25 protein-coding genes are annotated in these 25,738 nt (G+C 30.6%); 1 reads left to right on the top strand and 24 read right to left on the bottom strand.

Translation table 11 applies throughout. From position 1 onward, the window contains the following. From FGK85_RS06245 to dnaG, 6 genes are all read right to left on the bottom strand, one after another. Window positions 1-375, bottom strand: a 375-nt coding sequence (locus FGK85_RS06245; protein ID WP_341472459.1) for a hypothetical protein, incomplete at its 3' end; no start/stop codon positions are given. Window positions 376-639: 264 nt separating this feature from the next. After that, window positions 640-1,455, bottom strand: coding sequence for a Nif3-like dinuclear metal center hexameric protein (locus FGK85_RS06240; protein WP_138204792.1), 816 nt, complete (start codon window positions 1,453-1,455; stop codon window positions 640-642). Further along, window positions 1,446-2,135, bottom strand: a complete 690-nt coding sequence (locus tag FGK85_RS06235) for a tRNA (adenine(22)-N(1))-methyltransferase (RefSeq protein ID WP_138204790.1) — start codon at window positions 2,133-2,135, stop codon at window positions 1,446-1,448. Before FGK85_RS06235 ends, FGK85_RS06240 begins: the two co-directional genes overlap by 10 nt. Window positions 2,136-2,486: 351 nt before the next feature. Continuing rightward, window positions 2,487-3,374: a PH domain-containing protein gene (locus FGK85_RS06230; RefSeq protein WP_138204788.1), complete on the bottom strand. Its 888-nt coding sequence runs from the start codon at window positions 3,372-3,374 to the stop codon at window positions 2,487-2,489. Window positions 3,375-3,569: 195 nt separating this feature from the next. Next, on the bottom strand, window positions 3,570-4,640 hold the full coding sequence (rpoD, locus tag FGK85_RS06225) for an RNA polymerase sigma factor RpoD (RefSeq protein WP_138204786.1): 1,071 nt from the start codon (window positions 4,638-4,640) through the stop codon (window positions 3,570-3,572). 16 nt (window positions 4,641-4,656) lie between these two features. Further along, window positions 4,657-6,420, bottom strand: coding sequence for a DNA primase (gene dnaG / locus FGK85_RS06220; protein WP_138204784.1), 1,764 nt, complete (start codon window positions 6,418-6,420; stop codon window positions 4,657-4,659). A 370-nt stretch (window positions 6,421-6,790) separates the two neighbouring features. Here dnaG and FGK85_RS06215 point away from each other — a divergent pair, with 370 nt between their 5' ends. Beyond that, window positions 6,791-7,858 carry a CotS family spore coat protein gene (locus FGK85_RS06215; RefSeq protein WP_138204783.1) on the top strand — a complete coding sequence of 356 codons (1,068 nt, stop codon included), beginning with the start codon at window positions 6,791-6,793 and terminating at the stop codon, window positions 7,856-7,858. Between the two features lie 167 nt (window positions 7,859-8,025). On the opposite strand, the gene ppdK is transcribed toward FGK85_RS06215, so the two are convergent. The 18 genes from ppdK to dnaJ all read right to left on the bottom strand — a co-directional run bounded on the left by ppdK (window position 8,026) and on the right by dnaJ (window position 25,712). Continuing rightward, window positions 8,026-10,659, bottom strand: a complete 2,634-nt coding sequence (gene ppdK, locus FGK85_RS06210; RefSeq protein WP_138204781.1) for a pyruvate, phosphate dikinase — start codon at window positions 10,657-10,659, stop codon at window positions 8,026-8,028. A gap of 186 nt (window positions 10,660-10,845) precedes the next feature. Continuing rightward, window positions 10,846-11,487 carry a transcriptional regulator CcpN gene (gene ccpN, locus FGK85_RS06205; protein WP_138204779.1) on the bottom strand — a complete coding sequence of 214 codons (642 nt, stop codon included), beginning with the start codon at window positions 11,485-11,487 and terminating at the stop codon, window positions 10,846-10,848. Between the two features lie 327 nt (window positions 11,488-11,814). Further along, window positions 11,815-12,381, bottom strand: coding sequence for a DUF4342 domain-containing protein (locus FGK85_RS06200; protein WP_138204777.1), 567 nt, complete (start codon window positions 12,379-12,381; stop codon window positions 11,815-11,817). After that, the gene (gene recO / locus FGK85_RS06195) at window positions 12,374-13,129 is read right to left on the bottom strand and encodes a DNA repair protein RecO (RefSeq protein WP_138204775.1); all 756 of its coding nucleotides are present in this window, start codon (window positions 13,127-13,129) and stop codon (window positions 12,374-12,376) included. The genes FGK85_RS06200 and recO overlap by 8 nt, the downstream gene beginning before the upstream one ends. 76 nt (window positions 13,130-13,205) lie before the next feature. After that, window positions 13,206-14,090 (bottom strand): GTPase Era, encoded by an 885-nt coding sequence (gene era, locus FGK85_RS06190; protein WP_138204773.1) that lies wholly within the window; start codon window positions 14,088-14,090, stop codon window positions 13,206-13,208. A gap of 17 nt (window positions 14,091-14,107) precedes the next feature. Further along, window positions 14,108-14,506, bottom strand: coding sequence for a cytidine deaminase (locus FGK85_RS06185; RefSeq protein WP_138204771.1), 399 nt, complete (start codon window positions 14,504-14,506; stop codon window positions 14,108-14,110). 99 nt (window positions 14,507-14,605) lie between these two features. Further along, window positions 14,606-15,307, bottom strand: a complete 702-nt coding sequence (locus tag FGK85_RS06180; protein ID WP_138204769.1) for a diacylglycerol kinase — start codon at window positions 15,305-15,307, stop codon at window positions 14,606-14,608. 418 nt (window positions 15,308-15,725) lie between these two features. After that, on the bottom strand, window positions 15,726-16,226 hold the full coding sequence (ybeY, locus tag FGK85_RS06175; RefSeq protein ID WP_138204767.1) for an rRNA maturation RNase YbeY: 501 nt from the start codon (window positions 16,224-16,226) through the stop codon (window positions 15,726-15,728). Window positions 16,227-16,343: 117 nt separating this feature from the next. Continuing rightward, window positions 16,344-18,449, bottom strand: coding sequence for an HD family phosphohydrolase (locus tag FGK85_RS06170; protein WP_138204765.1), 2,106 nt, complete (start codon window positions 18,447-18,449; stop codon window positions 16,344-16,346). Between the two features lie 102 nt (window positions 18,450-18,551). Further along, the gene (yqfD, locus tag FGK85_RS06165) at window positions 18,552-19,709 is read right to left on the bottom strand and encodes a sporulation protein YqfD (RefSeq protein WP_171011343.1); all 1,158 of its coding nucleotides are present in this window, start codon (window positions 19,707-19,709) and stop codon (window positions 18,552-18,554) included. 1 nt (window position 19,710) lies between these two features. Then, window positions 19,711-19,995 (bottom strand): sporulation protein YqfC, encoded by a 285-nt coding sequence (gene yqfC / locus FGK85_RS06160; protein WP_138204761.1) that lies wholly within the window; start codon window positions 19,993-19,995, stop codon window positions 19,711-19,713. Between the two features lie 102 nt (window positions 19,996-20,097). After that, entirely contained in the window at window positions 20,098-20,544 is a 447-nt protein-coding gene (locus FGK85_RS06155) for a GatB/YqeY domain-containing protein (protein ID WP_138204759.1), read from the bottom strand. Between the two features lie 29 nt (window positions 20,545-20,573). Then, window positions 20,574-20,750: a 30S ribosomal protein S21 gene (rpsU, locus tag FGK85_RS06150; protein WP_035288167.1), complete on the bottom strand. Its 177-nt coding sequence runs from the start codon at window positions 20,748-20,750 to the stop codon at window positions 20,574-20,576. Window positions 20,751-20,870: 120 nt separating this feature from the next. Next, the gene (locus FGK85_RS06145) at window positions 20,871-21,215 is read right to left on the bottom strand and encodes a histidine triad nucleotide-binding protein (protein WP_138204757.1); all 345 of its coding nucleotides are present in this window, start codon (window positions 21,213-21,215) and stop codon (window positions 20,871-20,873) included. Window positions 21,216-21,301: 86 nt separating this feature from the next. After that, a complete protein-coding gene (mtaB, locus tag FGK85_RS06140) occupies window positions 21,302-22,597 on the bottom strand; it encodes a tRNA (N(6)-L-threonylcarbamoyladenosine(37)-C(2))-methylthiotransferase MtaB (protein WP_138204754.1) in 1,296 nt (431 codons plus the stop codon). After that, entirely contained in the window at window positions 22,597-23,349 is a 753-nt protein-coding gene (locus FGK85_RS06135) for a 16S rRNA (uracil(1498)-N(3))-methyltransferase (protein WP_138204752.1), read from the bottom strand. The genes mtaB and FGK85_RS06135 overlap by 1 nt, the downstream gene beginning before the upstream one ends. Before the next feature lies 1 nt (window position 23,350). Further along, window positions 23,351-24,295: a 50S ribosomal protein L11 methyltransferase gene (gene prmA, locus FGK85_RS06130; protein ID WP_138204794.1), complete on the bottom strand. Its 945-nt coding sequence runs from the start codon at window positions 24,293-24,295 to the stop codon at window positions 23,351-23,353. A gap of 265 nt (window positions 24,296-24,560) precedes the next feature. Further along, on the bottom strand, window positions 24,561-25,712 hold the full coding sequence (gene dnaJ / locus FGK85_RS06125) for a molecular chaperone DnaJ (RefSeq protein WP_138204750.1): 1,152 nt from the start codon (window positions 25,710-25,712) through the stop codon (window positions 24,561-24,563). Between the last annotated feature and the right edge of the window lie 26 nt (window positions 25,713-25,738).

Here is a 25,738-nt window from a genome sequence, read left to right as displayed (position 1 = left end):
TATGGCAACTACTTTTAATTTATCTATAGTACCATTTCTAAATACTTTATTTTTTACAATGGTTTTTATTATATGTTTATGAATTTCTTTTAATCCATCTAAATCAAAATCACTTAAGGAGCGCCTAACGGCATCAATGCGTGGCATTTTAGTTTTTTTAGGTATTACTTTTTTAAACTTGCCTTTTTTAAGCCAATGTTCTAATCTATTGAAACTTCTTATCTGAAGCATAAATCCAAATAACACCACGAAGGTAATTGTTGAAATTTTTACATCAGATTTTATTCTTTTATCTTTTAAGTTATTGATTTTTTCACCTATATCGTATACCTTATTAATATAAGTAAGTAATTGTTTTAAATAACTTTTACTCATTTTATCAGCATCCTTTTTAAGTTGGTTTCTTGTCAAAACTATTATAAAAAGGATGCTTTTATTATGCAAATTTTTTCTCTAAAATTTCCAGCAAAAATCAGAATTTATGGTTTTTAACCTAACCCTCAATCATTCATTATAAATCAGCGGGCTCACGCCCCAAAAATTTTTAAGTGCTAAACTTCTGTAAATGTATATGCTGTATTAGATTCCTATATTTGCTTACGCTGAAGTGGAGATTTTTCAATTAACATTTTAACCTTATTACTTAAATTTATAAACCCTGCTAGTTTTTTCAGATATAATCACTTCTACATTGTATCCTTTTTCTTTTAATTGCTCCTGAAGCAGTTCTCCAAACATTTTAAAAGCTGGCCATTCTGTTTCAAAATGCCCTACATCAATTATACTTATGCCCTCTTCTGTATAGTCACTGGCATCGTGATAGGTAGTATCCCCTGTTATTATGCACTGGGCACCTAATTTTTTAGCTATACCAAAAAAATCTTCTCCACTGCCATTGATCACTGCTATTTTATTTACTTTCCAGCTTTCATCTCCAGTATATCTTATAAAAGGTATGTGCAGCTTACTTTTCACCAATCTGCATAAATCTCCAATGGACATAGACTCATCCAATATGGTCAATCTACCAATACCTGTTTCATTGTCCCCAGGTTCCCTTTTGGAGTCTAATTCCATAGTTGAATAATTTTCAAAGCCTAATTTTTTCATAATCATAGTATTTAAGCCACCATATACAGCATCTAAATTTGTATGACTAGAATATAAATTTATATTGTTTTTAATTAATTCTATTATTTTCTTTCCCTGTAGTGTGCCACTGGTTATGGATGAAGGCTTATTAAAAATCAAAGGATGATGGGTTAAAATGAAATTACATCCCTTTTCTTTAGCTTCTTCTATAACTTTTAAAGTGCAATCTAAAGCTATTAATATTCCCTTAACTTCTTCTTCACTGTCACCTACCATAAGCCCTACATTATCATAACTAACTTTAAATTTTGATGGAGCATATTCCTCCATTATGTTTTCTATATCTCTAACCTTTAAACACATGAAATCAGCTCCTTTAATTCCTTTAGTTTATTGCTTATCTGCATTTTTCTTTTTCTAGCCAGCTCCGTATCATCCTTTATTGCATTTAATATTTTTTCGTTTTTATTAATCAAATGCATTAAAAAATCCTTCAATAGAGGATGCTTTTTCTCTATAAGTTTTTGTCCAACCTCATAATATATATCTTTTACCTTTATAGGCTTATTATTAAATCTAACTTTAATTATTTGATAATATTTTTCCTCTTCAAAACACAATTCTTCATCTAAAATTTCATACCCTCTTTGGTAAATGAACTCCCTTAAAACTTCCGGATTTTGAACTGGCTGAAGTACAGCATATTGAAGACTTTTAAATACTTCTTCTCTCTCTAAAATAATATCTCTTATGAGATTTCCTCCCATACCAGCTATAACTGCAACATTTGCCTCAGAAGGTTTTATGGTTGAAAAACCTCCCCCTAGCCTGCACTGTATTTCTTCTTTCAATCCCTCCATAGCTACATTAAACTTAGCTTTTTCCACAGGACCCTTATTTATGTCAGATGCTATAGCCCTTTGACAAATTCCTTTTTTCACTAAATATATTGGTATATATGCGTGATCTGTACCTACATCTACTAGAACTTCACATTTATCCACCATTGAAGCTATAACTTTTAATCTTGTACTTATATCCAATTTCATCATCCTATTCTAAAAATTTAGTATCAAAAGAGGAATTTTTACATTTCCGCTTTTAAAGAAAATCTACAAAACATCGCAATTATTCCTACAAGAAAACGCAATATTTTGTATTGAAAATGTAGTTATTCAATTTTCTCCATTATATAAACAGAGCTCTTAGCTTCAGATGGAGTTTTTACTCCAACTGAAGGTTAGAGATCGTTATCCAGGGACGTAGCTGCCGTTATCTCCCACTTTGTTAGAAGTGGGAGTGTTACGGCAGGTAGTCATCGGATAAATCCTTAATATTCTATAAAAATAATTAACTTAAATTTCACACATAAATAATATATTTTATTTATAGAATTATAAATTAGTACTCAATATTCTAAACTGCATTCCTAAAAAACCAATAGACACTATTAGTGCCATGTAAATATATATGAATGAAGACTTCTTATCATATTTAGCATGAAAATATGAAGCATAATACATACAAAATAATACTATCATATTTAAAGCTCCATAAACCATTTGCCTAAATGCAAACTGCTTACTTGTACCATATAAAAGCGGTTTAAAAGCTGCATCATAGTTTAAAGGCATGGTACGTGGTAGCTTTCCTATTATATACAATATAAATGGATTTAAAGTCATTATTATTATTATTATACTTACTACTAAAAACAATCTAATAAATTTTTTATCTTTATATAAAGCATTATTTTTTTTATAATTTATCTCATAAAATCCACTAGGTATATTATGCTCTTTAAATAAATTTTCTAATGATACATATTCTTTAGGAGATATGGCATAATTTATTTCAGGAGTTTTAATATATATAATAACTTCATTACTGGTTACAAACATTCTGGTTACCCCTATTTTATCAATTATACTTCTTCCAAGTGCAAAGTTATTATTACATACACCCGATAATCTAACACCCTTTATCTTACCTGTAGCCACTGTATATGCTTCTATATCCTTTATAGGAATTTTCACCTTTTTAAAATTAAATATGCCAAGTATATATATATATTCCTCATCAATTACCAACTTAACTGTGAAAAACAAAGCTATATAATACAACATATATAAATTGAAAACTACACATAATATTTTAGAAAATACATTTATAACATAACTATTGCTTAAAAATAGCAATACCCCTATAGCAGTATTAACAACTGCAACTATAAAAATTTGGTAAAACAATCCCATTCCTCTTCTAGAGTTATATATACTCATATTATAATCACCTTCTTATATTTAAAATTTCCAAAATAAAGAAATTTTATTTATATAAATATTATACCTTATAAATGTAGTAAAAGCACTATTTAAATTATTAATAATAAATAGTGCTTTTATTCTATTAATCTATCATTTTATTATTTTTTATCTTTTATTTATTGTCTTTTAATCTATTATCTCTTCATACTACTAATCTAAATAATCTTTTAGTTTTTTACTTCTGCTAGGATGTCTTAATTTTCTTAAAGCCTTTGCTTCTATTTGTCTTATTCTTTCTCTAGTTACATTAAATTCTTTTCCCACTTCTTCAAGGGTTCTAGCTCTTCCATCATCAAGACCAAATCTTAACCTCAATACTTTTTCTTCTCTAGGAGTTAATGTATCTAAAACATTTATAAGCTGTTCCTTTAGCATGGTAAATGCCGCTGCTTCTGCTGGTGCTGGTGCTTCATCATCTGGAATAAAATCTCCTAGGTGACTATCCTCTTCCTCTCCTATAGGAGTTTCTAAAGAAACCGGTTCTTGAGCAATTTTCATTATTTCTCTTACCTTATCTACAGGCATATCCATTTCTTTAGCTATTTCTTCTGGCTGAGGCTCCCTGCCCAATTCTTGAAGTAATTGCCTTGAAACTCTTATAAGTTTGTTTATAGTCTCTACCATATGAACAGGTATTCTTATGGTTCTAGCTTGGTCTGCTATTGCTCTAGTTATAGCTTGACGTATCCACCATGTGGCATAGGTACTGAATTTGTAACCTTTTCTATAGTCGAACTTTTCTACTGCCTTTATAAGACCTAGATTACCTTCCTGTATTAAATCTAAGAATAACATTCCTCTTCCCACGTATCTTTTGGCTATACTTACTACCAATCTTAAGTTAGCTTCTGCAAGTTTCTTTTTAGCTACTTGATCTCCCTCTTCAATTCTTTTAGCCAAATTAGTTTCTTCCTCTGGTTCCAATAGAGGTACTTTTCCTATTTCTTTCAAATACATTCTTACAGGGTCATCTATAGCAATACCTTCTGGTATATTTATATCAATTTCCTCTTCCTTACCTAAATCTTCTATTTCTTCTCCTTCTACCTTTATTCCAGTAGATTCTAAGACCTCATATATTTTCTCTATTTGCTCTGGATTAAGATCTACCTTTTCCAGCTCATCCATTATCTCTTTATATGTTAAACTACCTTTATTTTTTCCTTTTTCCATAAGATTTTTAACTAATTTCATTTTTTCATTTTTATCCATACTATCCATTACCTCCTTTCATAAACTAAATTTGTGAAATCTCTTTTTGGATATCAACAAGTTCTTTTGCTAATCTAATAGATTCCTCTAAGTTTCCTTCTGATTCATATTTTCTAATTCTATCCATAATAGTTTTTTTCGACTCCTCTAACTTAGATTTTTTTATCTGAGCTATGCAATCCTTAATGGCTTCTGCATAATTTCCTTCGTCCAGTATTTCTGTTTCTAGTATTTTCACAAATTCCTTAGAACTTTCAACATCTATGCACTTTGTTTCTAAGCTTTTAGCTAACTGCTCAGATGGTAATTGTGAGTTTTTTAATATATATTCATATATCTCTCTATGAATATTCTGTACCATGTCTTTTGGTTTTATAATGCCGCTAATATCTTCTATTTTAGAATTGTCCTTAAGCATTGTATTAATAAGTACTCTCTCTGCCTTTATATACGCTGGCTCTAAATACAACTTTTCAGTACTGTCCTGGGCAAAATCCATTTCTCCATAATTTTTTGATTTTCTATTTAAATATCTATTTATCATGTCATACAAAGCCTGCTGATTTACATTTGCCTTTTGGGCAACTCTTTTTATGTATAAATCCTGTTCTATGGGCTGTAAATCAGCTAGTATTGGAATAAGCTTTTTAGTATACCTTATTATCATTTCCTTATCATCGAAATTTATTCCATTACTTTCCACTTTTATTCTATATTCCGTCAGCGGTAGTGCTTCTTCTATTAATTCCTCAAAAGCCTCCTTGCCATGATTTTTTACAAACTCATCCGGATCCTTCCCATCTGGTATGGTAAGCACCCTCACATCAAAGCCCTCTTTTTTTAATATTTCTAATCCTCTTAGAGTAGCCGCTTGACCAGCTGCATCTGAGTCATAAGAAATTATTATCTTCTTTACGTATCTCTTAAGAAGCTTTGCTTGGTATTGAGTAAAAGCGGTGCCTAAAGAAGCAACTACGTAAGTTATACCACTTTGATGCAAAGAAATACAATCCATGTACCCTTCTACAATAATAAGGGTATCTCCATTAAAATTGTTTAAAGCAAAATTTAACCCGTATAAATTTGTTCCCTTTTTAAAAACATAAGTTTCAGGAGAATTCAAGTACTTTGGCTTTGAATCATCCAATACTCTTCCTCCAAATCCTATGACCTTCCCCTTATAGTCGAAAACCGGAAATATAACTCTATTTCTAAATCTATCGTAATAAGAATCGTTTTTACTTTTAATTATAAGTCCAGCTTCAATCATATCTAGTTCTGTATACCCTTTTCCTTTTAAGTAATTTATAAGATTACTCCATCCATCCATAGCATATCCTAGACCAAATTTAACCAATGTTTTAGAGGTGATTCCTCTTTTTAAAAAGTAATTTTTAGCCTTGGAGTTATTGTTTAGATTCTTATAAAAGTACCTAGCTGCCTCTACATTTATCTTGTAGAGTTTTTCTCTCTTTTCCCTTTGAGGACTATTCCCCTTATCCTCCTCTATACTTATGTTAACTCTATCCCCAAGTATTTTTACAGCTTCCGGAAAAGTAACATTTCTATTTTTCATAATAAAAGTGTATACATTTCCAGCTTCGCCACATCCAAAACATTTAAATATTTGTTTGTCTGGTGATACCGTAAATGATGGAGTTTTTTCTCCATGAAAAGGGCATAACCCTATATAATTTCTTCCGGTTTTTTTTAAATTAACAACCTGAGAAATTACATCTACTATATCATTTTCTTCTTTTATTCTTAAGATGAGATCTTCTGATATCAATAAAACTCTCCCACCTAACTATAAATATTTTATTCCGAATTTAATACTATTCGACAAAAAAATATAAACTCCTTCTTTTATTTTTTATTTTTTTATATTTTACTTATTATATTCTTTATAAAATATTAAATTCCTTCATATTTTTTATCTTACTAAATACCACTTTCGGAAATTTTTTAAAACTATATAAAACTTATATATAATTTAACAAATATTGTTTCCAGTAAATATTATTTTCTCTTTTATTGAAATATTTATTCATAAACTTATTCTATACCATTATGAAAAATCCTTTTTTTAAATAAAAATGTATAATATTAAGAATATTTTAATATCTTTATAGTGAAATGTTTATAAAGGAGTGTTTTCAATGCCTTCAATGGCTAATTTATATAGTAATATAAAACTTTTATCCGAAGATAATTTAAAAAAATACGTTTTGGTTCACTATAATTTACAGAATTCTAGCATAGAACAAATAAAAATTAAAAATACAGAAAAACAAAGAGCTGTTTATAAAATAACTTACAAAGATGAATCCTATTGCTTAAAAAAGGTTTATTTTGGTATGCAAGAGCTTTTATTTGTTTATTCAGCAGTAGAATGGCTTTATAGATGTGGCTTAAAAACCCCAAGATTTATATCTACAAATTCCGGAAGCCGATTTGTACAATATGAAAACATGCTGTTCATATTAACTCCTTGGATTGATGGAGTTAAATGCGACTATGATAATGAAGAACATATGATTAAAACCATTAGAAACCTATCCAAAATGCATTATGTAACCAAAAAATTTCATCCTATTCCTGGCAGTGATTTAAGGGAAAATTATAGTAATATATACTCTTCAGCAAATAAACGATATGGTAGATTATTAGAAAACTCTAATTTAGCCTTTCAATACAATGATAAATTTTCTAATATTTATAATGAGCATTTTCAAGTGAATGAAACTCTCGGTAAAATATCCTTACAAAGTTCATATTTAATAAATTTAAATGATTTATCTAGATCTCTATGCCATTTAGATTATGTGAATAAGAATTTGCTATTTGATAATGGGGGAAATATATGGGTAATTGATTTTGATAAATGCCAAATGGATTATTGTGTTCACGATATTTCATATTTTTTTAGAAGGCTTTTAAGAAGAGATAATACAAAATGGAATTTAGATATTACTCTTAGATATCTTAAAGAATATGAAAAAATTTGCACTTTAAATTCACATGAATATTTATATCTACTATGCTATTTAGCTTTCCCACAAAAATACTGGAGAATATCTAGAGATTATTTTAATAACATAAATAAATGTAATAAAAATAGCTTTGTTAAAATACTTTTAAAATCAGTTAAAACCGAGCAGGAACAATTGAAATTTGCACATGATTTTATAGATTATATAGAAGGGAGATTTAAAATTAATATTTAGGATTAATATTTAATTTTTAAATTTAGAATTAATATCCTTAATATTATAAATTAAAATAATCCCCAGTCTCTAATCCCTAATTCCTAAATTGTTAAAATACACACTTGGTATTTTTACTTAGGGACTGGGGACTAGAAACTAGGGATTGGTACTTCAAATTACTTTAACTATTTTATAGGATTTTTTACTTGTGCCTGAGCTGCTGCCAATCTAGCTATTGGAACTCTGTATGGTGAACAAGATACATAATTTAATCCAACACCATGACAGAACTCTACAGATGAAGGATCTCCACCGTGCTCTCCACAAATTCCTAATTTAATATTTGGTCTAGTTTTTCTTCCTAGTTCTGTTGCAATTTCAACTAATCTTCCCACTCCAGTTTGATCTAGTTTTTGGAATGGATCGAATTCATATATTTTATTTTCATAATAATATTTCAAGAATTTTCCTGCATCATCCCTTGAGAATCCAAAGGTCATTTGAGTTAAATCATTAGTTCCAAAAGAGAAGAACTCTGCTTCTTTAGCTATTTCATCTGCTGTAATAGCTGCTCTTGGTATCTCTATCATAGTACCTACTATATATTTTAATTCTACCCCTTCAGATTTAATTATTTCATCTGCTTCAGCTGTTATTACATCCTTAACAAACTTTAACTCTTTTAATTCTCCCACCAATGGTATCATTATTTCTGGAACTATATCGTAAACTTTTTCCCTTTTAACCTTTATTGCTGCTTCAATTATAGCTCTAGTTTGCATTCTTGCTATCTCTGGGTAAGAAACTGCAAGTCTGCATCCTCTATGTCCCATCATTGGGTTAAACTCGTGTAGTGATGCTACTGTAGCTTTTAATTCTTCGAAGGTTATTCCCATTTCCTTTGATAATTCCATCATGTCTTCTTCTTCACTTGGAAGGAATTCATGTAGTGGTGGATCTAAAAGTCTTATAGTTACAGGTCTCCCTTCCATGGCTTCATATATACCTATGAAATCCTCCCTTTGCATTGGCAATAGCTTCTCTAAAGCTTTTTCTCTTTGCTCCAATGTTTTAGCTAATATCATTTCTCTAACGGAAGGTATTCTCTTTTCATCAAAAAACATGTGCTCTGTTCTGCAAAGCCCTATGCCCTCTGCTCCAAATTCCACTGCTTGCTTAGCATCCTTTGGAGTATCTGCATTAGTTCTAACTTTTAGCTTTCTAATTTCATCTGCCCAGCTCATGAATGTTCCAAAGTGTCCTGACATTTCTGGTGACACAGTCTTTATTGGCTTTCCATATACATTTCCTGTGGTACCGTCTAATGAAATAAAATCTCCTTCTTTAAACATTTGTCCTGAAGCTTCAAAAGTCTTTTCTTTTTCATTTATAGCAATTTCGCCACAACCTGCTACACAACAAGTACCCATACCTCTTGCTACAACTGCCGCATGTGATGTCATACCGCCTCGTACAGTCAATATTCCCTCTGCAGCAACCATTCCTTCTATATCCTCTGGAGAAGTTTCTAATCTTACAAGAACTACTTTTTCTCCTGCTTCATGGTGTGATTTAGCATCCTCTGCTGTGAAGTAAACTCTTCCTGCTGCTGCCCCTGGAGAAGCTGGCAATCCCTTTGCTATAGGTCTAGCTTCTTTTAATTCTTTTTCATCAAAATTAGGGTGAAGTAATGTATCTAGTTGTTTTGGTTCCACTTTTAAAATAGCCTCTTCTTTAGTAAGAAGACCTTCATCTACTAAATCTACAGCTATTTTTAAAGCTGCTTGAGCAGTTCTTTTACCATTTCTTGTTTGTAAGAAATATAGCTTGCCTTGTTCTATTGTAAACTCCATATCTTGCATATCTCTGTAGTGGTTTTCCAATTTATTTGCAATACTCATGAATTGTTCATAACATTCTGGCAAATCTTCTTTTAATTTTTGTAGTGGCTGTGGTGTTCTTACCCCTGCAACTACATCTTCACCTTGAGCATTTATTAGATATTCTCCAAATATCCTTTTGTCTCCATTAGCTGGGTTTCTTGTAAATGCCACTCCCGTACCTGATGTGTTTCCCATATTACCAAAAGCCATCCTCTGAACGTTTACAGCAGTACCCCAATCTCCTGGTATATCATTAAGTCTCCTGTATACATTTGCCCTTGGATTATCCCAAGATCTAAACACAGCTGTAATTGATTCTATTAATTGCTTTTTAGGTTCCTGTGGAAACTCTTCTCCCATTTCTTTCTTATATATTTTTTTATAACTTTCAACTACATTTTTTAAATCTTGTGCATCTAAATCAGTATCGTATTTTACCCCTTTTTTGCATTTAAATTCATCTAATACTTCTTCAAACTTTCTCTTTTCTATTCCCATAACTACATCTGAAAACATTTGAATAAATCTTCTATATGAATCATATGCAAATCTTTCATTATTTGTTAGGTTAGCCATGGCAACTACAGTTTCGTCATTTAATCCTAAATTTAGTATAGTGTCCATCATACCTGGCATGGAAACTCTAGCCCCTGATCTAACAGATACTAAAAGTGGATTTTCTTTAGATCCAAATTTTTTATCTGTAGATTCTTCTAATTTTTTCATAGCCTCCTCAATTTGTGAAATTACATATGAATCAACTTTCTTACCATCATCATAATACTTAGTGCAAGCCTCAGTTGACACTGTGAATCCTTCTGGCACGGGGATTCCTAAATTAGTCATTTCTGCTAAATTTGCACCCTTTCCTCCTAAAAGATTTCTCATAGAAGCATTGCCTTCATTGAATAAGTACACATATTTCTTATCTGACATTTTACTTCCCCCTTTAAGATGTAAATCCTTTATATTAAGAGAAAACACTAAATAAACAGAGCTCTTAGCTTCAGATAGAGTTTTTACTCCAACTGAAGGTTAGAGATCGTTATCCAGGGACGTAGCTGCCGTTATCTCCCACTTTGCTAGAAGTGTGAGTGTTACGGCAAATAGCCATCGGATAAATTAGCCATTTTCCCCTAATTTTACAAATATTTTTGTTATATTTGTTTTTGAAACCTTACCCACTATCTTAAACAATTCTTTACCTTCATTAATGAACTTTTCTACTACTGGAAGACTGTCTACTTCGTGATCTATTATTTTTTTCGCCGCAAAATAAGCTGTATCCTTAGGATCTACAAAAACTATATTTGGCATTCTAGTCATTATAATTCCCACTGGAACCTTATGCATATCAGTTCCTCCCATGGCGATTTTAAGAAAATCCTTCCTTGATATAGCCCCAACCAATGCATCATTATTTTCTACAAAAAGAGTTCCTACATCATTTAAAAACAAATGCAAAATTGCATCATATATGGATGTATCCTCTTGTACAACCACTGGCTTTGACATTATCTCCTCTACACTAATTTTTCTAATATAATCATAAACAAGGCTATAAGAGGGTTTATTAGAATATATATATCCCACTTTAGGCCTAGCATCTAATATTCCAGTCATGGTAAGTATGGCTAAGTCTGGTCTAAGCGCAGCCCTTGTTAAATTTAAACTAGCAGCTATTTTTTCGCTAGTCATAGGTTGATTTTCTTTAACTAATCTTATTATTTCTTCTTGTCTATCTGTAAGTTTAATAGTAGCCACCTTCTTTCTAACATATACTAACTTCTATTATACCATTTTGCAATAATAATGATATATTTTTTATCAAAAAAATTCAATAGTATATACTTTTTTATGAAAAAATATTTTTTCTATGTAAATATTCTTATTTATAAACAGAGCTCTTAGCTTCAGATGGAGTTTTTACTCCATCTGAAGCTAAGAGCTCGTTATCCAGGGACGTAGCTGCCGTTATCCCCACTTTGTTAGAAGTGGGAGTGTTACGGCAGGTAGTCATCTGATAAATAAAGCTGACAGTATTACCTGTCAGCTATTTTACTAATTATAATCTCATTTTTATATAACTTTTTAATTGTCATCCTTTTTTTCATCTTGATTAAAATTAACTGTATATTGATATACATTTTCACTTTCTTGTTCACAATTATCTTTATTCATTTTAGAATTAATTTTTTCTTTTATATCACAGCCTGCATCTTTAACTATATCTTTAACCTCTGAAGCTTTAGTCTTTATTATTTTATTTACCACTTCCACAGTACCATCTTGTTTAGTTATCTCTATAGTGATTTTAGCAACAACTGCAGTAACCACTAAAGTTGCAGCTATTGGCCACCAAATTAAAGATATAACTCCTGCTGCAACTCCTGCATTTACAGGCATATCCACAAGTACTTTATCATCTTTTTTAATCTTTATTCTAGTGACTTGACCTTTTTTTATTAACTCCTTCATCCATGCTATAAATTCTTCTTTTGTAGTGTAAAGAGAGCTTTCTTTTTTGTTACTTTCTATATATACTAAAGCCTCTACTACATCTCCTGAACATGCTTCTAAAGCTTCTTTTGCCTCTGTATAGCTAACTCCAGTCCTCTCTCTTATCATGTCAATCTTTTCTAAAGTTACTTCACTCATTTTTATTTCCCTCCTTAAAAACATTTAACATATCCAAACTTTTAGGTGTCTTTTGATAATTTTCTACTATGAATCCAGACAATACTTTATATATCTGTTTTTTCATATCCTCATTGACATTAATTCTATGAACTTTTTCCAAAGGAAAATTAGATAAAATTTTTAAAACATTATATGCTGTATTAGTCAAAACTATGCCGCCTTGCTTATTGCATTCACTACATACTCCTCCACCATAAGAAAGATTAATGTAGTTTGAAGAATTTATTTTTTTACCACAAATACAACAGTTTTCAAAATTTAATCCGTATCCTGTAAAATTCAATAATTTAATTTCAAAAGCTCTTATTAGAATTTCTACATCTCCAACTTTATTTTTCATAAGATAATACGCTGTAACTATTTGTTTGAAAAGTTCCCTATTACTTTCCTCTTCTAAAAGTGCTATATCTATCAATTCGTTTAAATAAGATGCATATGTTAGCATTTCTAAGTCTTCTAAAAATTCTCCAAAGGAGTGAATAATTTGCACCTCATTTATTAGGTACATACTTTTTCCTCTATATATAACAAATTCTCCAAAGCAAAAAGGCATTGTAGAAGATAAAAACTTACTTCTATTTTTTTTAGCCCCTCTAGCTATAGCAGTGATCTTACCTATTTTTTCTGTAAATAGCCATATAATTTTATCATTTTCTCTATAGTCTTGAGTTTTTAAAATTATGGCTTTAGTTTTATAAGTTGACAGAAAATCATCTCCTATATATATTCTACCCTAAATTCTACATATTTTTCTATAATATTTTATTAACTTTATGGAAACTTTACTTTTTATATCCAAGTTCCTTTAAGAGATTATTGTCATCTCTCCATTCTTTTCTTACCTTAACCCATATATTCAAATCAACTTTTTCACCTAAGAAAGTTTTCATATCTTCCTGAGCATATCTTGTAATTTTACCTAGCATAGTCCCTTGCTTACCTATTATTATGCCCTTGTGGGATTTCTTTTCACATATTATATTTACATCTATTTTATATTTTCCACTTTCCGTTTGCTTCATAGACATAACTTCCACAGCTATTCCATGAGGAACCTCTTCCTTTAAAAGTCTTAAGGCCTTTTCTCTAATAATTTCTGTAACTACAAATCTTTCTTGCACATCAGCTATCATATCCTTAGGATAATACATAGGTCCTTCTGGCATATTTTCTATCATTAATTTTAATAAAGTATCTACATTTTTACCGTTTTTAGCAGATATAGGAATTATCTCTTTGAAATCACAAACTGCTCCATAGTTCTCTAAGGTCTTAGCAATTCTTTCCGGATTGCTTTCATCCACTTTATTAACTACTAAAAATACAGGTTTATCTATATCCTTAAGCTGTTCTAATATATACAAATCACCCTTACCTACTTCCACTTCCGCGGTGGTTAGGAATAGTACTAAATCTACATTTTTAATAGATTCTGTAGCCACATCCACCATATACTCTCCTAATTTATGCTTAGGCTTATGTATGCCTGGAGTATCTACAAATACTAATTGATGATCTTCTCCTGTTAAAACTGTTTGTATATTATTTCTAGTGGTTTGGGGCTTGCTTGAAACTATGGATAGCTTTTCTCCCAACAAATAATTTGTTAATGTGGATTTTCCCACATTAGGTCTTCCTATTATTGTAACGAATCCTGATTTAAACATTTTTCCTCCTCTTGTACCTATTTATTTAAGTCCTTTTTAGTAAATGGGCCTGGTAATATTTCATCTAAGTTTTTTACAATATATTCCTCTAAATTTTTTGCAATTATTATCTTCATATCCTCATCTGCAAATTCTGATATTACCTGTCTGCATATACCGCATGGATAAGTAAATTCCTCTTCACTTCCTATTAGTGCTATGGCTTTTATGGTTCTAGCACCTTCAGATACAGCCTTAAATATAGCCGTTCTTTCTGCACAGTTAGTAGCACCAAAAGATGCATTTTCTATATTACATCCTGTATATACTTCGCCATTTTCCATAAGAACTGCTGCTCCAACTTTGAAATTTGAATATGGTGAATATGCCTTTTCTCTAGCTTCTTTTGCTTTGTATATTAGTGCTTTTATTTCCATAATAATTACCTCCAAAATTTATTATATTTAAATCTTAGGCTTATCATCGTATATAAATTATATCATTATTTTTATCCCTTTCAAGCAATACATGTATCATTAATTTAAAAACTTAAATATTATTATAGTTAATATAATGCCAAATAATGCTCCTAATACCACTTCCAATATAGAATGCACCTGCGAATCCACTCTACTTTGAGCAACTATCACAGCTAATAAATAACTTAATATTATAGCTATAGGCTCTACAGTTAAAAGAGCTATTATTGTTGCTATAGAAAAAGCCAGTGCACTATGTCCACTAGGCATTCCACCCTTAAGCGGAGTTCCTTCACCGTAAATAGCCTTTACAATTACCGTGGCTATACAAACTATTACTAAAATAATAAACATCATATAAGTATCTACATTTCTTATTTTTTTTAGGGTTAAAAAATTTATATATTGAAGCTTATCCCAAAATAATATAAATCCTACTAACACTGCATTTAAAGCAGTTATAAATACAGAACCTGCTGCTATATTTTTAGCTATCTTAGCTAATGGGTGATAGTAATTAGTGGTAGCATCAATTGCAAACTCCACTGCAGTATTTATCATTTCTGCAAATACTACCAAGGTTATAGTTATAGTAATTATAAGCAATTCATTTTTAGTAAGATCAAAGAAAAAACAAGATATTAAAACTACTATAGCTGCTATCATGTGTATCCTCATATTCTTTTGAGTTCTTATAGCATAAATTACCCCTTCAATTGCATCATTAAAACTATCTAAGAGTTTTCTCTTTTCCTTCATTCTATCACCACCTAATATAATAAATATAACTATACGTATTATGAGTATTTTATTAAATTTTACTGATTGAGGAAATTGCATAATTCATTTTAAAATAAAATCTTGTAGATATATGGTATAGATCCAATTGACGGAATACGATATGTTGTGGCTATATTTTAAATTTATTAATTATGCAAATATCTCCATTATAAAAAATAAACAGAGCTCTTAGCTTCAGATGGAGTTTTTACTCCAACTGAAGGTTAGAGATCGTTATCCAGGGACGTAGCTGCCGTTATCTCCCACTTTGTTAGAAGTGGGAGTGTTACGGCAGGTAGTCATCGGATAAACTTAAAAACTACAGTAACTCTGAAAATTTATGTGATAGATCTAAGTATTTTGTTTTAAAAATAGTCCTCTTGAGGGAGGACTATTTTTATCTTATTATATTAAACTTATTTAATATTTCTTCTTCTCTTTCTCTCATTTTTCTCTTATCTTCTTCTATCATGTGATCATATCCAAGCAAATGCAGTACTGAATGGACAGTTAAATAACAGCATTCTCTTAAAAATGAATGGCCATACTCCTCACTTTGAACCTGGCCTTTTTCTAAGGACAACACTATATCTCCTAAAACCAATTTACCTTCATCAAAATAGCTGTCATCAAAGGAATTTTCTAAATAAACTTCCTTATACACTTTTCCTTCTGGATAGTCCAGCATTGGAAAGGATAATACATCTGTTTCTCTATCTATTCCTCTTTGCTCATTATTTATCTCCCTTATGGCTTCATTATCCACAAATAAAATACTTATTTCACACTCTAAATTTACCTTTTCTTCTTTTAGAGTATATTTTATTATGTTTTCTAATGTGCTTTCAAACTGTTCATCTACAATTATTTTTTCTTGCCTATTGTCTATATATAACATTTATTTAGCTTTCCTTTCAATAAAATTTATATCCTCTCATTAATCTTATTTTAGCTCTAATGTTTACACATAAAACTTCATTATTATAACTATTATCAAATAACATTTATACAAATATTATTTTTCTTCTTCAATAACCTTTTCAGCCCATTTATCTGAAGGATATTCTATTCTCTGATGATAAATTCCACTTAGGACTTTTAAAAATGACTTTCTAATTTTATTTAAATCTTTAAGAGTTAAATCACAGTCATCTAGTTGTCCTTCAGATAATCTACCTTTGATTATATTATTTACCATTTCTTCTATTTTACCCTTAGTAGGATTGCTGATAGATCTTACTGCAGCCTCTACACCATCCGCAAGCATTATTATAGCTGCTTCCTTACTGTTAGGTATAGGACCTGGATATCTAAAATCCTCTTCCTTAACGCTTTCTGGATCTTCACTAGCATTTTTCACTGTTAAGTAAAAATATTTCACTAGAGAAGTGCCATGATGCTGCATTATTATATTCTGTATCTCCTTAGGTATTTTGTACTCCTTAGCTAGTTCCAAACCATCTTTTACATGAGATGTTATTATTAATGTACTTAAATTTGGAGTTATTTTATTGTGAGGATTTTCTCCACCCAATTGATTTTCCTTAAAAAAATAAGGTCTTTTGATTTTTCCTGCATCGTGGTAGTAAGCTCCAACTCTTGCTAAAACTGGATTGCCGCCTACCGCCTCTGCTGCCACTTCTGCTAAATTTCCAACTAGTACACTGTGGTGGTATGTTCCTGGTGCCTCCAATAAAATCTTCCTAAGTAATGGGTTGTTAGGATTTGATAATTCTAATAATTTTATGGTAGTGACTATATCAAAGGTACTTTCGAAAAACGGCAGAAATCCTATGGTTAATACTCCTGAAATACAACTAGCAACAAACGCAAAAGCTGCATTTTTAGCTACATCCAATACATTGTTACTTAACAGGAATCCTGATGAAAAAGTAAACAATACATTTATTATAGCCATGTATATACTAGAATATAATATGTCATTTCTTTGCTGCATTTTCTTTAATATTATAGTTCCTATTACTCCATTTATAACAGATAACATTATAATCTCTGGTTTAAAACCAACTACAGCCCCAATTAAGGCGCAATTTATAACGTTTATAGTTAAAGCAACCCTTTGCCCTATTAAAAGTGTCATCAGCATAGGAACGCATGATAGGGGCACTAAAAACGGTGATATTATGCCTAATACTCTTGCTAATGATAGAGATATAAATATTAATATAAATATCAATATTAGCTTACTATTATCGTTATATACCTTTGAATGATATTTTCTAAGATAATATAACTGAAGAGCCATAACTATCAAAACTACTCCTGCAAGACTAATGTAAAGGTACCATTCAAAATAACTTTTGTTATCCAAAAGGCCTAAACTCTTTAATATATCTAATTGGTATTTTTCTACTGGCTCCCCCTCTTTTACTATTATTTGATCCTTTTTGATTATAATAGGCTGCACTTCTTTTATAACCTTATCTTTATATTCTTGAGTTTTCTTTTCGTCAAATACATAATTAGGGAAAATTTCCATATAACCTATGGTACTTCCTATTTCTTTAGCTACTTTAGATAAATCCGAACTATTAATTCTAAATACTATAGTTTCCCTAGCTTCTTTTACATCTTCTTTTTTATCTTCCATTATTTTATTATCATAGACTTCTGTCATAATATCCCTAAGGGTAGTATTTAAACTTCTGACCTCTGCCTCATTTAACTTTATAAGTTTTTCCATATTTTCTGTAGACAATTTTATAGCAGTGGCATTTTTTAATTCCTCTATCTTCTGCTTATATAAATTATTTTTATCGTTTTCAGTTAAATTCTTTGCACTTTCTTGAACTTCTATTACTTTGCGAAAAAGCTCATTTATATTTTTTATAACATTTTCCTTTACTGACTTATCTACTGAATATTGAGGCCCTGAATTCTTAACTGCTTGATCTATTAAAGCCTTGGTACTCACTTCATCCTTAACATCTCTTGTGGCTTTTATATCTACCTTTGCTATCTCACCTTCTTTAATATTGTATTTCTTTGTAACTAAAGAAGTGGCCATAACAGAATAAATAAAAATAAAAGCCAATAAAAATATTATGTTTCTTCTATATTTTCTTTTATTAAAAATTTTTTTAATATCATGTTTTTTCATGTACATCCCCACCCTCTTAAGTTAATTAAATACATCCTTCTGACCATTACCTGTTTTTTGTCCTCTATTCTCAACCATCCTATGTTAGCTAAACTATAATAATTATTTTTCTTTATCCACATCACTTTCTATTTTCTGCGGCACTGCTATATTTTCTTCTCCTACTAAAAGGAGCCTCACCACATATCTGTCTTCTTCGCTACTTGCATCAACAATCTTATCTATTATTTTAACTGATTTGTCTATATTTTTAATTATATCTTTAGCTAATTCCTCTACAGTTTTTTTAACTACTTCTTCTTTTTTATTTATAACTTCTTTTTCTTTAACTTCATAAAATATTTCTTTAACTAAAGGTCCTTTATTATCTACTATTCTATCATACTTAGAAAATTTATTTAAATTATTTTTTAAGTAAATTTTCTTCCCTTTTATAACAATATAAACTTTTTCCACCTTATTTCCAGTTCTCTCTCTTATTTTAACCTTAATGGGTACTTCTTTATATTTTTCATAGAAGGTTTTCGCTATTACCTTTCCCTCTGCATGAACTTGATAATTCACATTTTCTGTACCCTGTTCTCCTTTTACTAGAAGCTGTCCCTTTTTTACTATATCCCCTTCCTTTACCACTGCCGTTCCTGCCTTTGTATATATCCTAGATATTTCTCCATCTCTTTGTGCCACTAAATCACAAGGTTCCTCATTATTCACTATAATAGGCGGGGATTGATTTTCAAATATGCTTACATTTAAATTTACACCCTCTATTCTGGCCTTAACCCACATAACATTACTATTATCCTTTAATATTTGCTTTTCTAATTTATGCACATCTATACCAGCTTTCTTTTTACCCTCCTTTATTCCATATGTGAGTAATAATCTCCTTATTTCATAGGGTGAAAGATATTTTTCTGTTTCTATATTCACTCTCCATATAAAGCCAGACAAATAATATGTGATGCTTATAAATAATATAACTCCAATGGAAATAGCAAATACTTTATTTTTTCTTATGAGTAAAAAATCTATTCCCCTTCTTCTTAATATTTTTATTTTTGTATCTGTTCTCTTAGATATTTCCGCTATTTTAGAATAATCTTTTAAATTTACAACCATTGTAGCTGTAGTTAAATTCATCCTTTTTATATCTTTTACATATATATTATTTTTCCATAATAAATTAATAAATCTTTCTGGGCTTAAACACTGAATCTCCAAAAGCATTGTGCTTCTTTTATATTTACTAAAATTCATACTACTCATTTCCTCCATAGGCTATACTCTTAAACCTTCCACTTAAACTTAAGGAGTTTCCCCCTATAAATAGTATTTCAAAATTTTTACCACTTATAGTTATCTCTCCAATGGCAGTATTTATTTTTATTATTTCATCTTGGAAAAGCACAATTCCCTTATGATTTTCTATGGTTATCTCACTATTTCCCATTACAGTAATTCTAGGCAAGTCTAGAATTACATCTCTAGGAAGTTCTAATTTATCTGCAAATGTTTTTCTAACTCTATACATTTTTTTCTCCAAAAAATCACCTTCTCATTCATATCTTTCATATTAAATTTATGAATGAAAAATTTAATAAATGATAAAAATAGAGAAAATAAAAAGGTTCAGCATTGCTGAACCTTATCTACTAAGATATTCTTTTACAATTTTATTGACAAGTTTACCATCAGCTCTGCCTTTAAACTTAGGCATTACTGCTGACATAAGCTTTCCCATGTCTTTTATGCTATTAGCCCCTACCTCATCAGCCGATGCTTTGATAATTTTAAAGATTTCTTCCTGAGTTAACTGCTGAGGAAGGTAATTCATCAAGATCTGTATTTCCTTTTCGGTATCATCTACTAGATCCTGTCTATTTCCCTTTTTAAACTCTTCTATAGCATCTTTTCTTTGTTTTACTTCCTTAGCTAAGATTTCAACAATCTGTTCATCGTCAAGGGAAGAACCATCTGTCTTTTCAGCATGCAAAACTGCAGCCTTAGCCATGCTAATAACATTAGCTTTAAATTTTTCTTTTCCTTTTAATGCATCTTTCCAATCTTGTTGTAATCTTTCTTTAAGGGACATACTCGTACCTTCTTTCAAATTTAAAAAATCTATCTATGTTTTCTTTTTCTTGCTGCTTCAGATTTCTTTTTTTTCTTTACGCTTGGTTTTTCATAGTGCTCTCTTTTTCTTACTTCAGAAAGAACACCAGACTTAGCGCATTCTTTTTTAAATCTTCTTAAAGCACTTTCAAGTGATTCGTTTTCTCTTACTTTTATTTCTGACATGTATTTTCCCTCCCTCCGCTAGCTGATTTATTTTAATTTTAAACAGCTGATGTTGGGCATAAATAGCACATTGTTAATTATACAATAGCCCTTCTGCTTGTGTCAATAACCTTTTTTACATTAACCTGGGGGCCATTGAAGATTTCTTCCAGCAAGCATATGGAAATGAAGATGTTTCACTGTCTGTCCACCGTCTTCACCACAATTATTAACTATTCTATATCCACTTTCAGCTACACCTAAATCTTTAGCCAATTGTTTAGCCTTCATAAAAATATATGTTACTATATCAGCATCCTCTTCACTTAGTGAATTCAAACTCTCTATATGATGTTTAGGTATTATCAATATATGGATAGGTGCTTGAGGTTCTATGTCCTTAAATGCCAGTATCTTCTCGTCTTCATATACTTTGCTGCAAGGTATATCTCCCTTTGCAATTTTACAAAATATGCAGTTTTCCATCAATATCACCTCCTCACCATTTATTAATTATATTTCAACATAATTTTATTAATTCCTTCTTATGAAAAAAGATTTTTTATATTACTTTAATCAGCCAAAGCATGTTCTCCTTCTGCTGAGGTTATATTAACCTTTACTATTTTATCTCTTAAATCCTCTTTTGACTCCATTAATACTTTTATGTAGTTTTCTGTATAGCCTTCATATAAATTTTTATTTTCATCCACACACTGTTCAAATAAAACCTGCATTTCTCTTCCTACAAATTTGCTTATAAACTTATTTTCTAATTCTTTGTCCAGTAAAATCACTTTTGTGCTTCTTTCTTCTTTCACATTGCCATCCACTTGATTTGGCATTTCTGCTGCTTTAGTTCCTTTTCTTGGACTATATTTAAATACATGCATCTTAGAAAGTTCTATTTCTTTTAAGAAATTGTAAGTAGCATTAAATTCTTCCTCAGTTTCTCCTGGAAATCCAACTATAATATCTGTAGTTATGGATACATCTTTTATATATTTTCTTAAATTACAAACAGAATTTCTATAATCCTCTGTAGTATATTTTCTATTCATTCTTTTTAAAGTTTCATCACATCCACTTTGTAGTGATAAGTGGAAGTGTGGACACATTTTTTCTAAAGAAGCAACTTTTTTTATAACTTCTTCTGTAAAGAAAGTAGGATCTATAGAGCCTATTCTTATTCTCTCTATTCCCTCTACCTTATTTATCTCTTCTAATATCCTTACTAAATTCCAATTCCCCTCTAAATCATTACCATAAGAGGCTATATGAATACCTGATAGCACTATTTCTTTAAAGCCGTGTTCTGAAAGCTTTTTAACCTCTTCCAAAACTCTTTCTGGTTTTTTACTGCATACAGCCCCTCTAGCAAAAGGTATTAGGCAATAGGAACAAAATCTATTGCATCCATCTTGAATTTTAAGGAAAGCTCTAGTTTTATCTTGATATTCCTCTATATTTAAATCTTCAAATACATTATTTTTTAATACCTCTTCTACCACTACCATTTGGCTTTTTTCTTCTTTAACTCTATTTACCCAATAAACTATGTCACCTTTATTTCTAGTTCCTAGAATTATATCTACTCCTTCTATACTAGAAATCTCTTCTGGAGCAATTTGAGCATAACATCCCACCACTGCCACTATGGAGTCTTCATTTTTCTTTTTAGCTCTTCTTATGATTTGTCTAGATTTCTTATCTCCAGTATTAGTAACGGTGCAGGTGTTTATTACATATACATCTGCAAATTCTTCAAAATCCACTACTTTGTATCCTTCTTTTATGAATTTCTCCATCATAGCTTCTGTCTCGTACATATTTACTCTACAGCCTAAAGTGGCAAAAGCAACCTTCATTACATATTTCCTCCTAAATCTCCTAATTCATACATTATCAAGCTCAAACAGGTAAATCCCGCAGTTTCTGTTCTTAAAATTCTTGGTCCTAAAGTAACTATATGCGCTCCTATTTCTTCAAGCTTAGATATTTCTCTTTCTTCAAATCCACCTTCTGGACCTATAATAATAGCTACATCCTTAACTGGCAGATTTTTTATATCTTCAACTAATTTTTTTATACCATAACCTTCTTTATTTTCATAAGGCACCACTACCAATTGAAATTTACACAATTCCTCTAACATATTATTGAACCCTAATGGGTTATTTATCTTAGGAATATAACTTCTTTTACTTTGTTTACAAGCTTCCAAGGCAATTCTATTCCATCTATCAACCTTTTTATATTCCTTTAATTCTCCTTTAACTACTACTCTTTCTGTCATAACAGGAGTTATTTCTTTTACCCCGAGCTCAGTATTTTTTTGAACTATCAAATCCATTTTTGCTGCCTTAGGAAGTCCTTGATATATGGTTACATTTATAGGACTTTCATTATCTGTGTCCATATTTTCTAGTATTTGAGCTTTTACTTCTTTTTTATTTATTTCTATTATCTCTGCTAAATATTCCTGTCCTGAGCAATTATTTATACAAATTTTATCGCCAGGGTTTAATCTTAAAACTTTATAAATATGTTTTACATCCTCATCAACTATGGTAACTAATCCATCTATAATATTTTCATTAGATACAAAAAACTTATGCATCTTAATTCTTCCTTTCTCTTGCTACAATACAGCACCATTCTCCATCTATATTGATTTCTTCAATGTGAAATCCATTTTCCTCTAAACATTTAACCACATCATTTTTTCTTTCTAATATTATTCCTGAGGATATAAAATATCCATCTTCTTTTATGAAATTTTTAACATCCTTAGTCAAAAACATTATAATATCTGCTATTATGTTAGCAATTACTATATCAGCTTTTCCCTGTACTACTTCCATTAAGTTTCCATATAGTATTTCTATATTATCTAATTTGTTAAATTCTACATTTTGTTTTGCAGAATCTACTGCTACAGGATCTAAATCCACACCTATTACTTTTTTAGCATTTAGTTTAGCTGCTGCAATAGATAGTATTCCTGAACCTGTTCCTATGTCAAACACTGTGGAATCTTCTTTTACATATTTTTCTAAAGCTTTTATGCACATTCTAGTGGTTTCATGAGTTCCAGTTCCAAAGGCCATTCCTGGGTCTAACTCTAAAATTATTTCTCCTGGGTTATTTTTATACTCTTCCCAAATAGGTTTTACCACTATCTTATCCCCTACTTTTGTAGGTTTGTAATACTTCTTCCAGTTATTTTCCCAGTCCTCTTCATTCACTTTATTATAAACAACTATTCCCTTACCTTTGTCTATACCAAATTCACCTAATGAATTTACGCTTTCTTTTATGTATTTAATATATGATTGGAAATTTTCATCTTCCTTATAATATCCCTTTATTACCGCTCCATCCTCTATGTTCAAAAGTTTTTCATCAAAATAATCCCAATCTCCTGGATTTTTCTTTTTAAATTCTACATCTTGGGAATCCTCTATAGATACGCCTTTAACTCCTGTATTATATAATATGCCTGAAACTGGTTCCACAGCTTCACTACTAGTTATTATTGTAACTTCTATCCATTCTTTATCTATCATCGCTTTTTCTCCCATACTTATTATTTTCTTATAATATATTATCACATAATATTTGAATATGTATACTTTAATTTAAAGTTTATCCCTAAAAAACTAACCGCCTAACTATTATTAAGTTAAGCGGCTATCTTTATCCCATGACTACCTGCCGTAACACTCCCACTTCTAACAAAGCGGGAGATAACGGCAGCTACGTCCCTGGATAACGATCTCTAACCTTCAGTTGGAGTATAAAAACTCCATCTGAAGCTAAGAGCTCTGTTTATTTAAATGAATTCTTCAATTTGTCCACGAAGGATTCTTTTTTATCTCCTTCGAATTTTTCACCACTAGCTTCCATAAAGTCTAAAATAGCTTTCTTTTGTCCATCATTTAAATCTTTAGGTACATCCACTATAACCTTAACATATTGATCTCCTCTAGATTTACTATTTATTCTTGGAACACCTTTACCTTTTAATCTAAATACTGTACCTGGTTGGGTACCTGCTGGCACTTTGTATTTAACAGGTCCATCTACTGTAGGAACTTTTATCTCTGCTCCTAGTGCAGCTTTTCCAAAACTTATGTGCGTATCTATATATATATTGATTCCTTCTCTTTTAAAGTTTGGATGTGGTTCTACCATTATATTTATATAAAGATCTCCAGAAGGGCCTCCATTTTTTCCAGGTTCACCCTGTCCCCTTATAGGAAGTACATTTCCTGTATCTACTCCTGCAGGTATATTAATCTTTATTTTCTTTCTTCTTCTTACAGTTCCATTTCCACCACAGTGAACACATTTTTCCTTTATTATCTTTCCTGTTCCTCCACATTTATCGCAAGTAGTAACACTTACAAAACTGCCTAAAGGAGTATTCCTTTGAACTCTCATTTGTCCAGAACCACCACATTTGTCACAAGTTTCAGGAGAAGTTCCTTCCTTTGCACCTGTACCATTGCACTTTTCACATTTTTCCTTTTTATCTATGGAAATTTCTTTTTCTACTCCAAAAATAGCTTCTTCAAATTTTAATCTTAAAGTATATTCTAAATCGTCACCTCTTTGAGGAGCATTTGGTCTTCTTCCAGAAAAACCACCGCCGCCACCGCCAAAGATGTTTTCAAATATATCTGAAAATCCTCCAAAGCCACCAGAACCACCAAAGCCTGAGAAATCAAATCCTCCAAAGCCGCCAGCACCACCATTAAAATCTGTAGTACCAAATTGGTCATATTGACTTCTTTTATTAGGGTCAGAAAGCACTTGATAAGCCTCGTTTATTTCTTTAAATTTTTCCTCAGCTTCTTTATTATCTGGATTTCTGTCTGGATGATATTTTAAGGCCATTTTTCTAAAAGCCTTTTTTATTTCTTCATCACTGGCTCCCTTTTGTATTCCAAGGATCTCATAATAATCTTTATTAGCCAAATTTAATTCACCACCTAATAACCCAA

It is taken from the genome of Haloimpatiens lingqiaonensis (assembly GCF_901447495.1).
Classification (GTDB): Bacteria; Bacillota; Clostridia; order Clostridiales; family Clostridiaceae; genus Haloimpatiens; species Haloimpatiens lingqiaonensis.
Note: the sequence above shows the minus strand (reverse complement) of the source record. Positions and strands in the feature narration are given on the sequence as shown.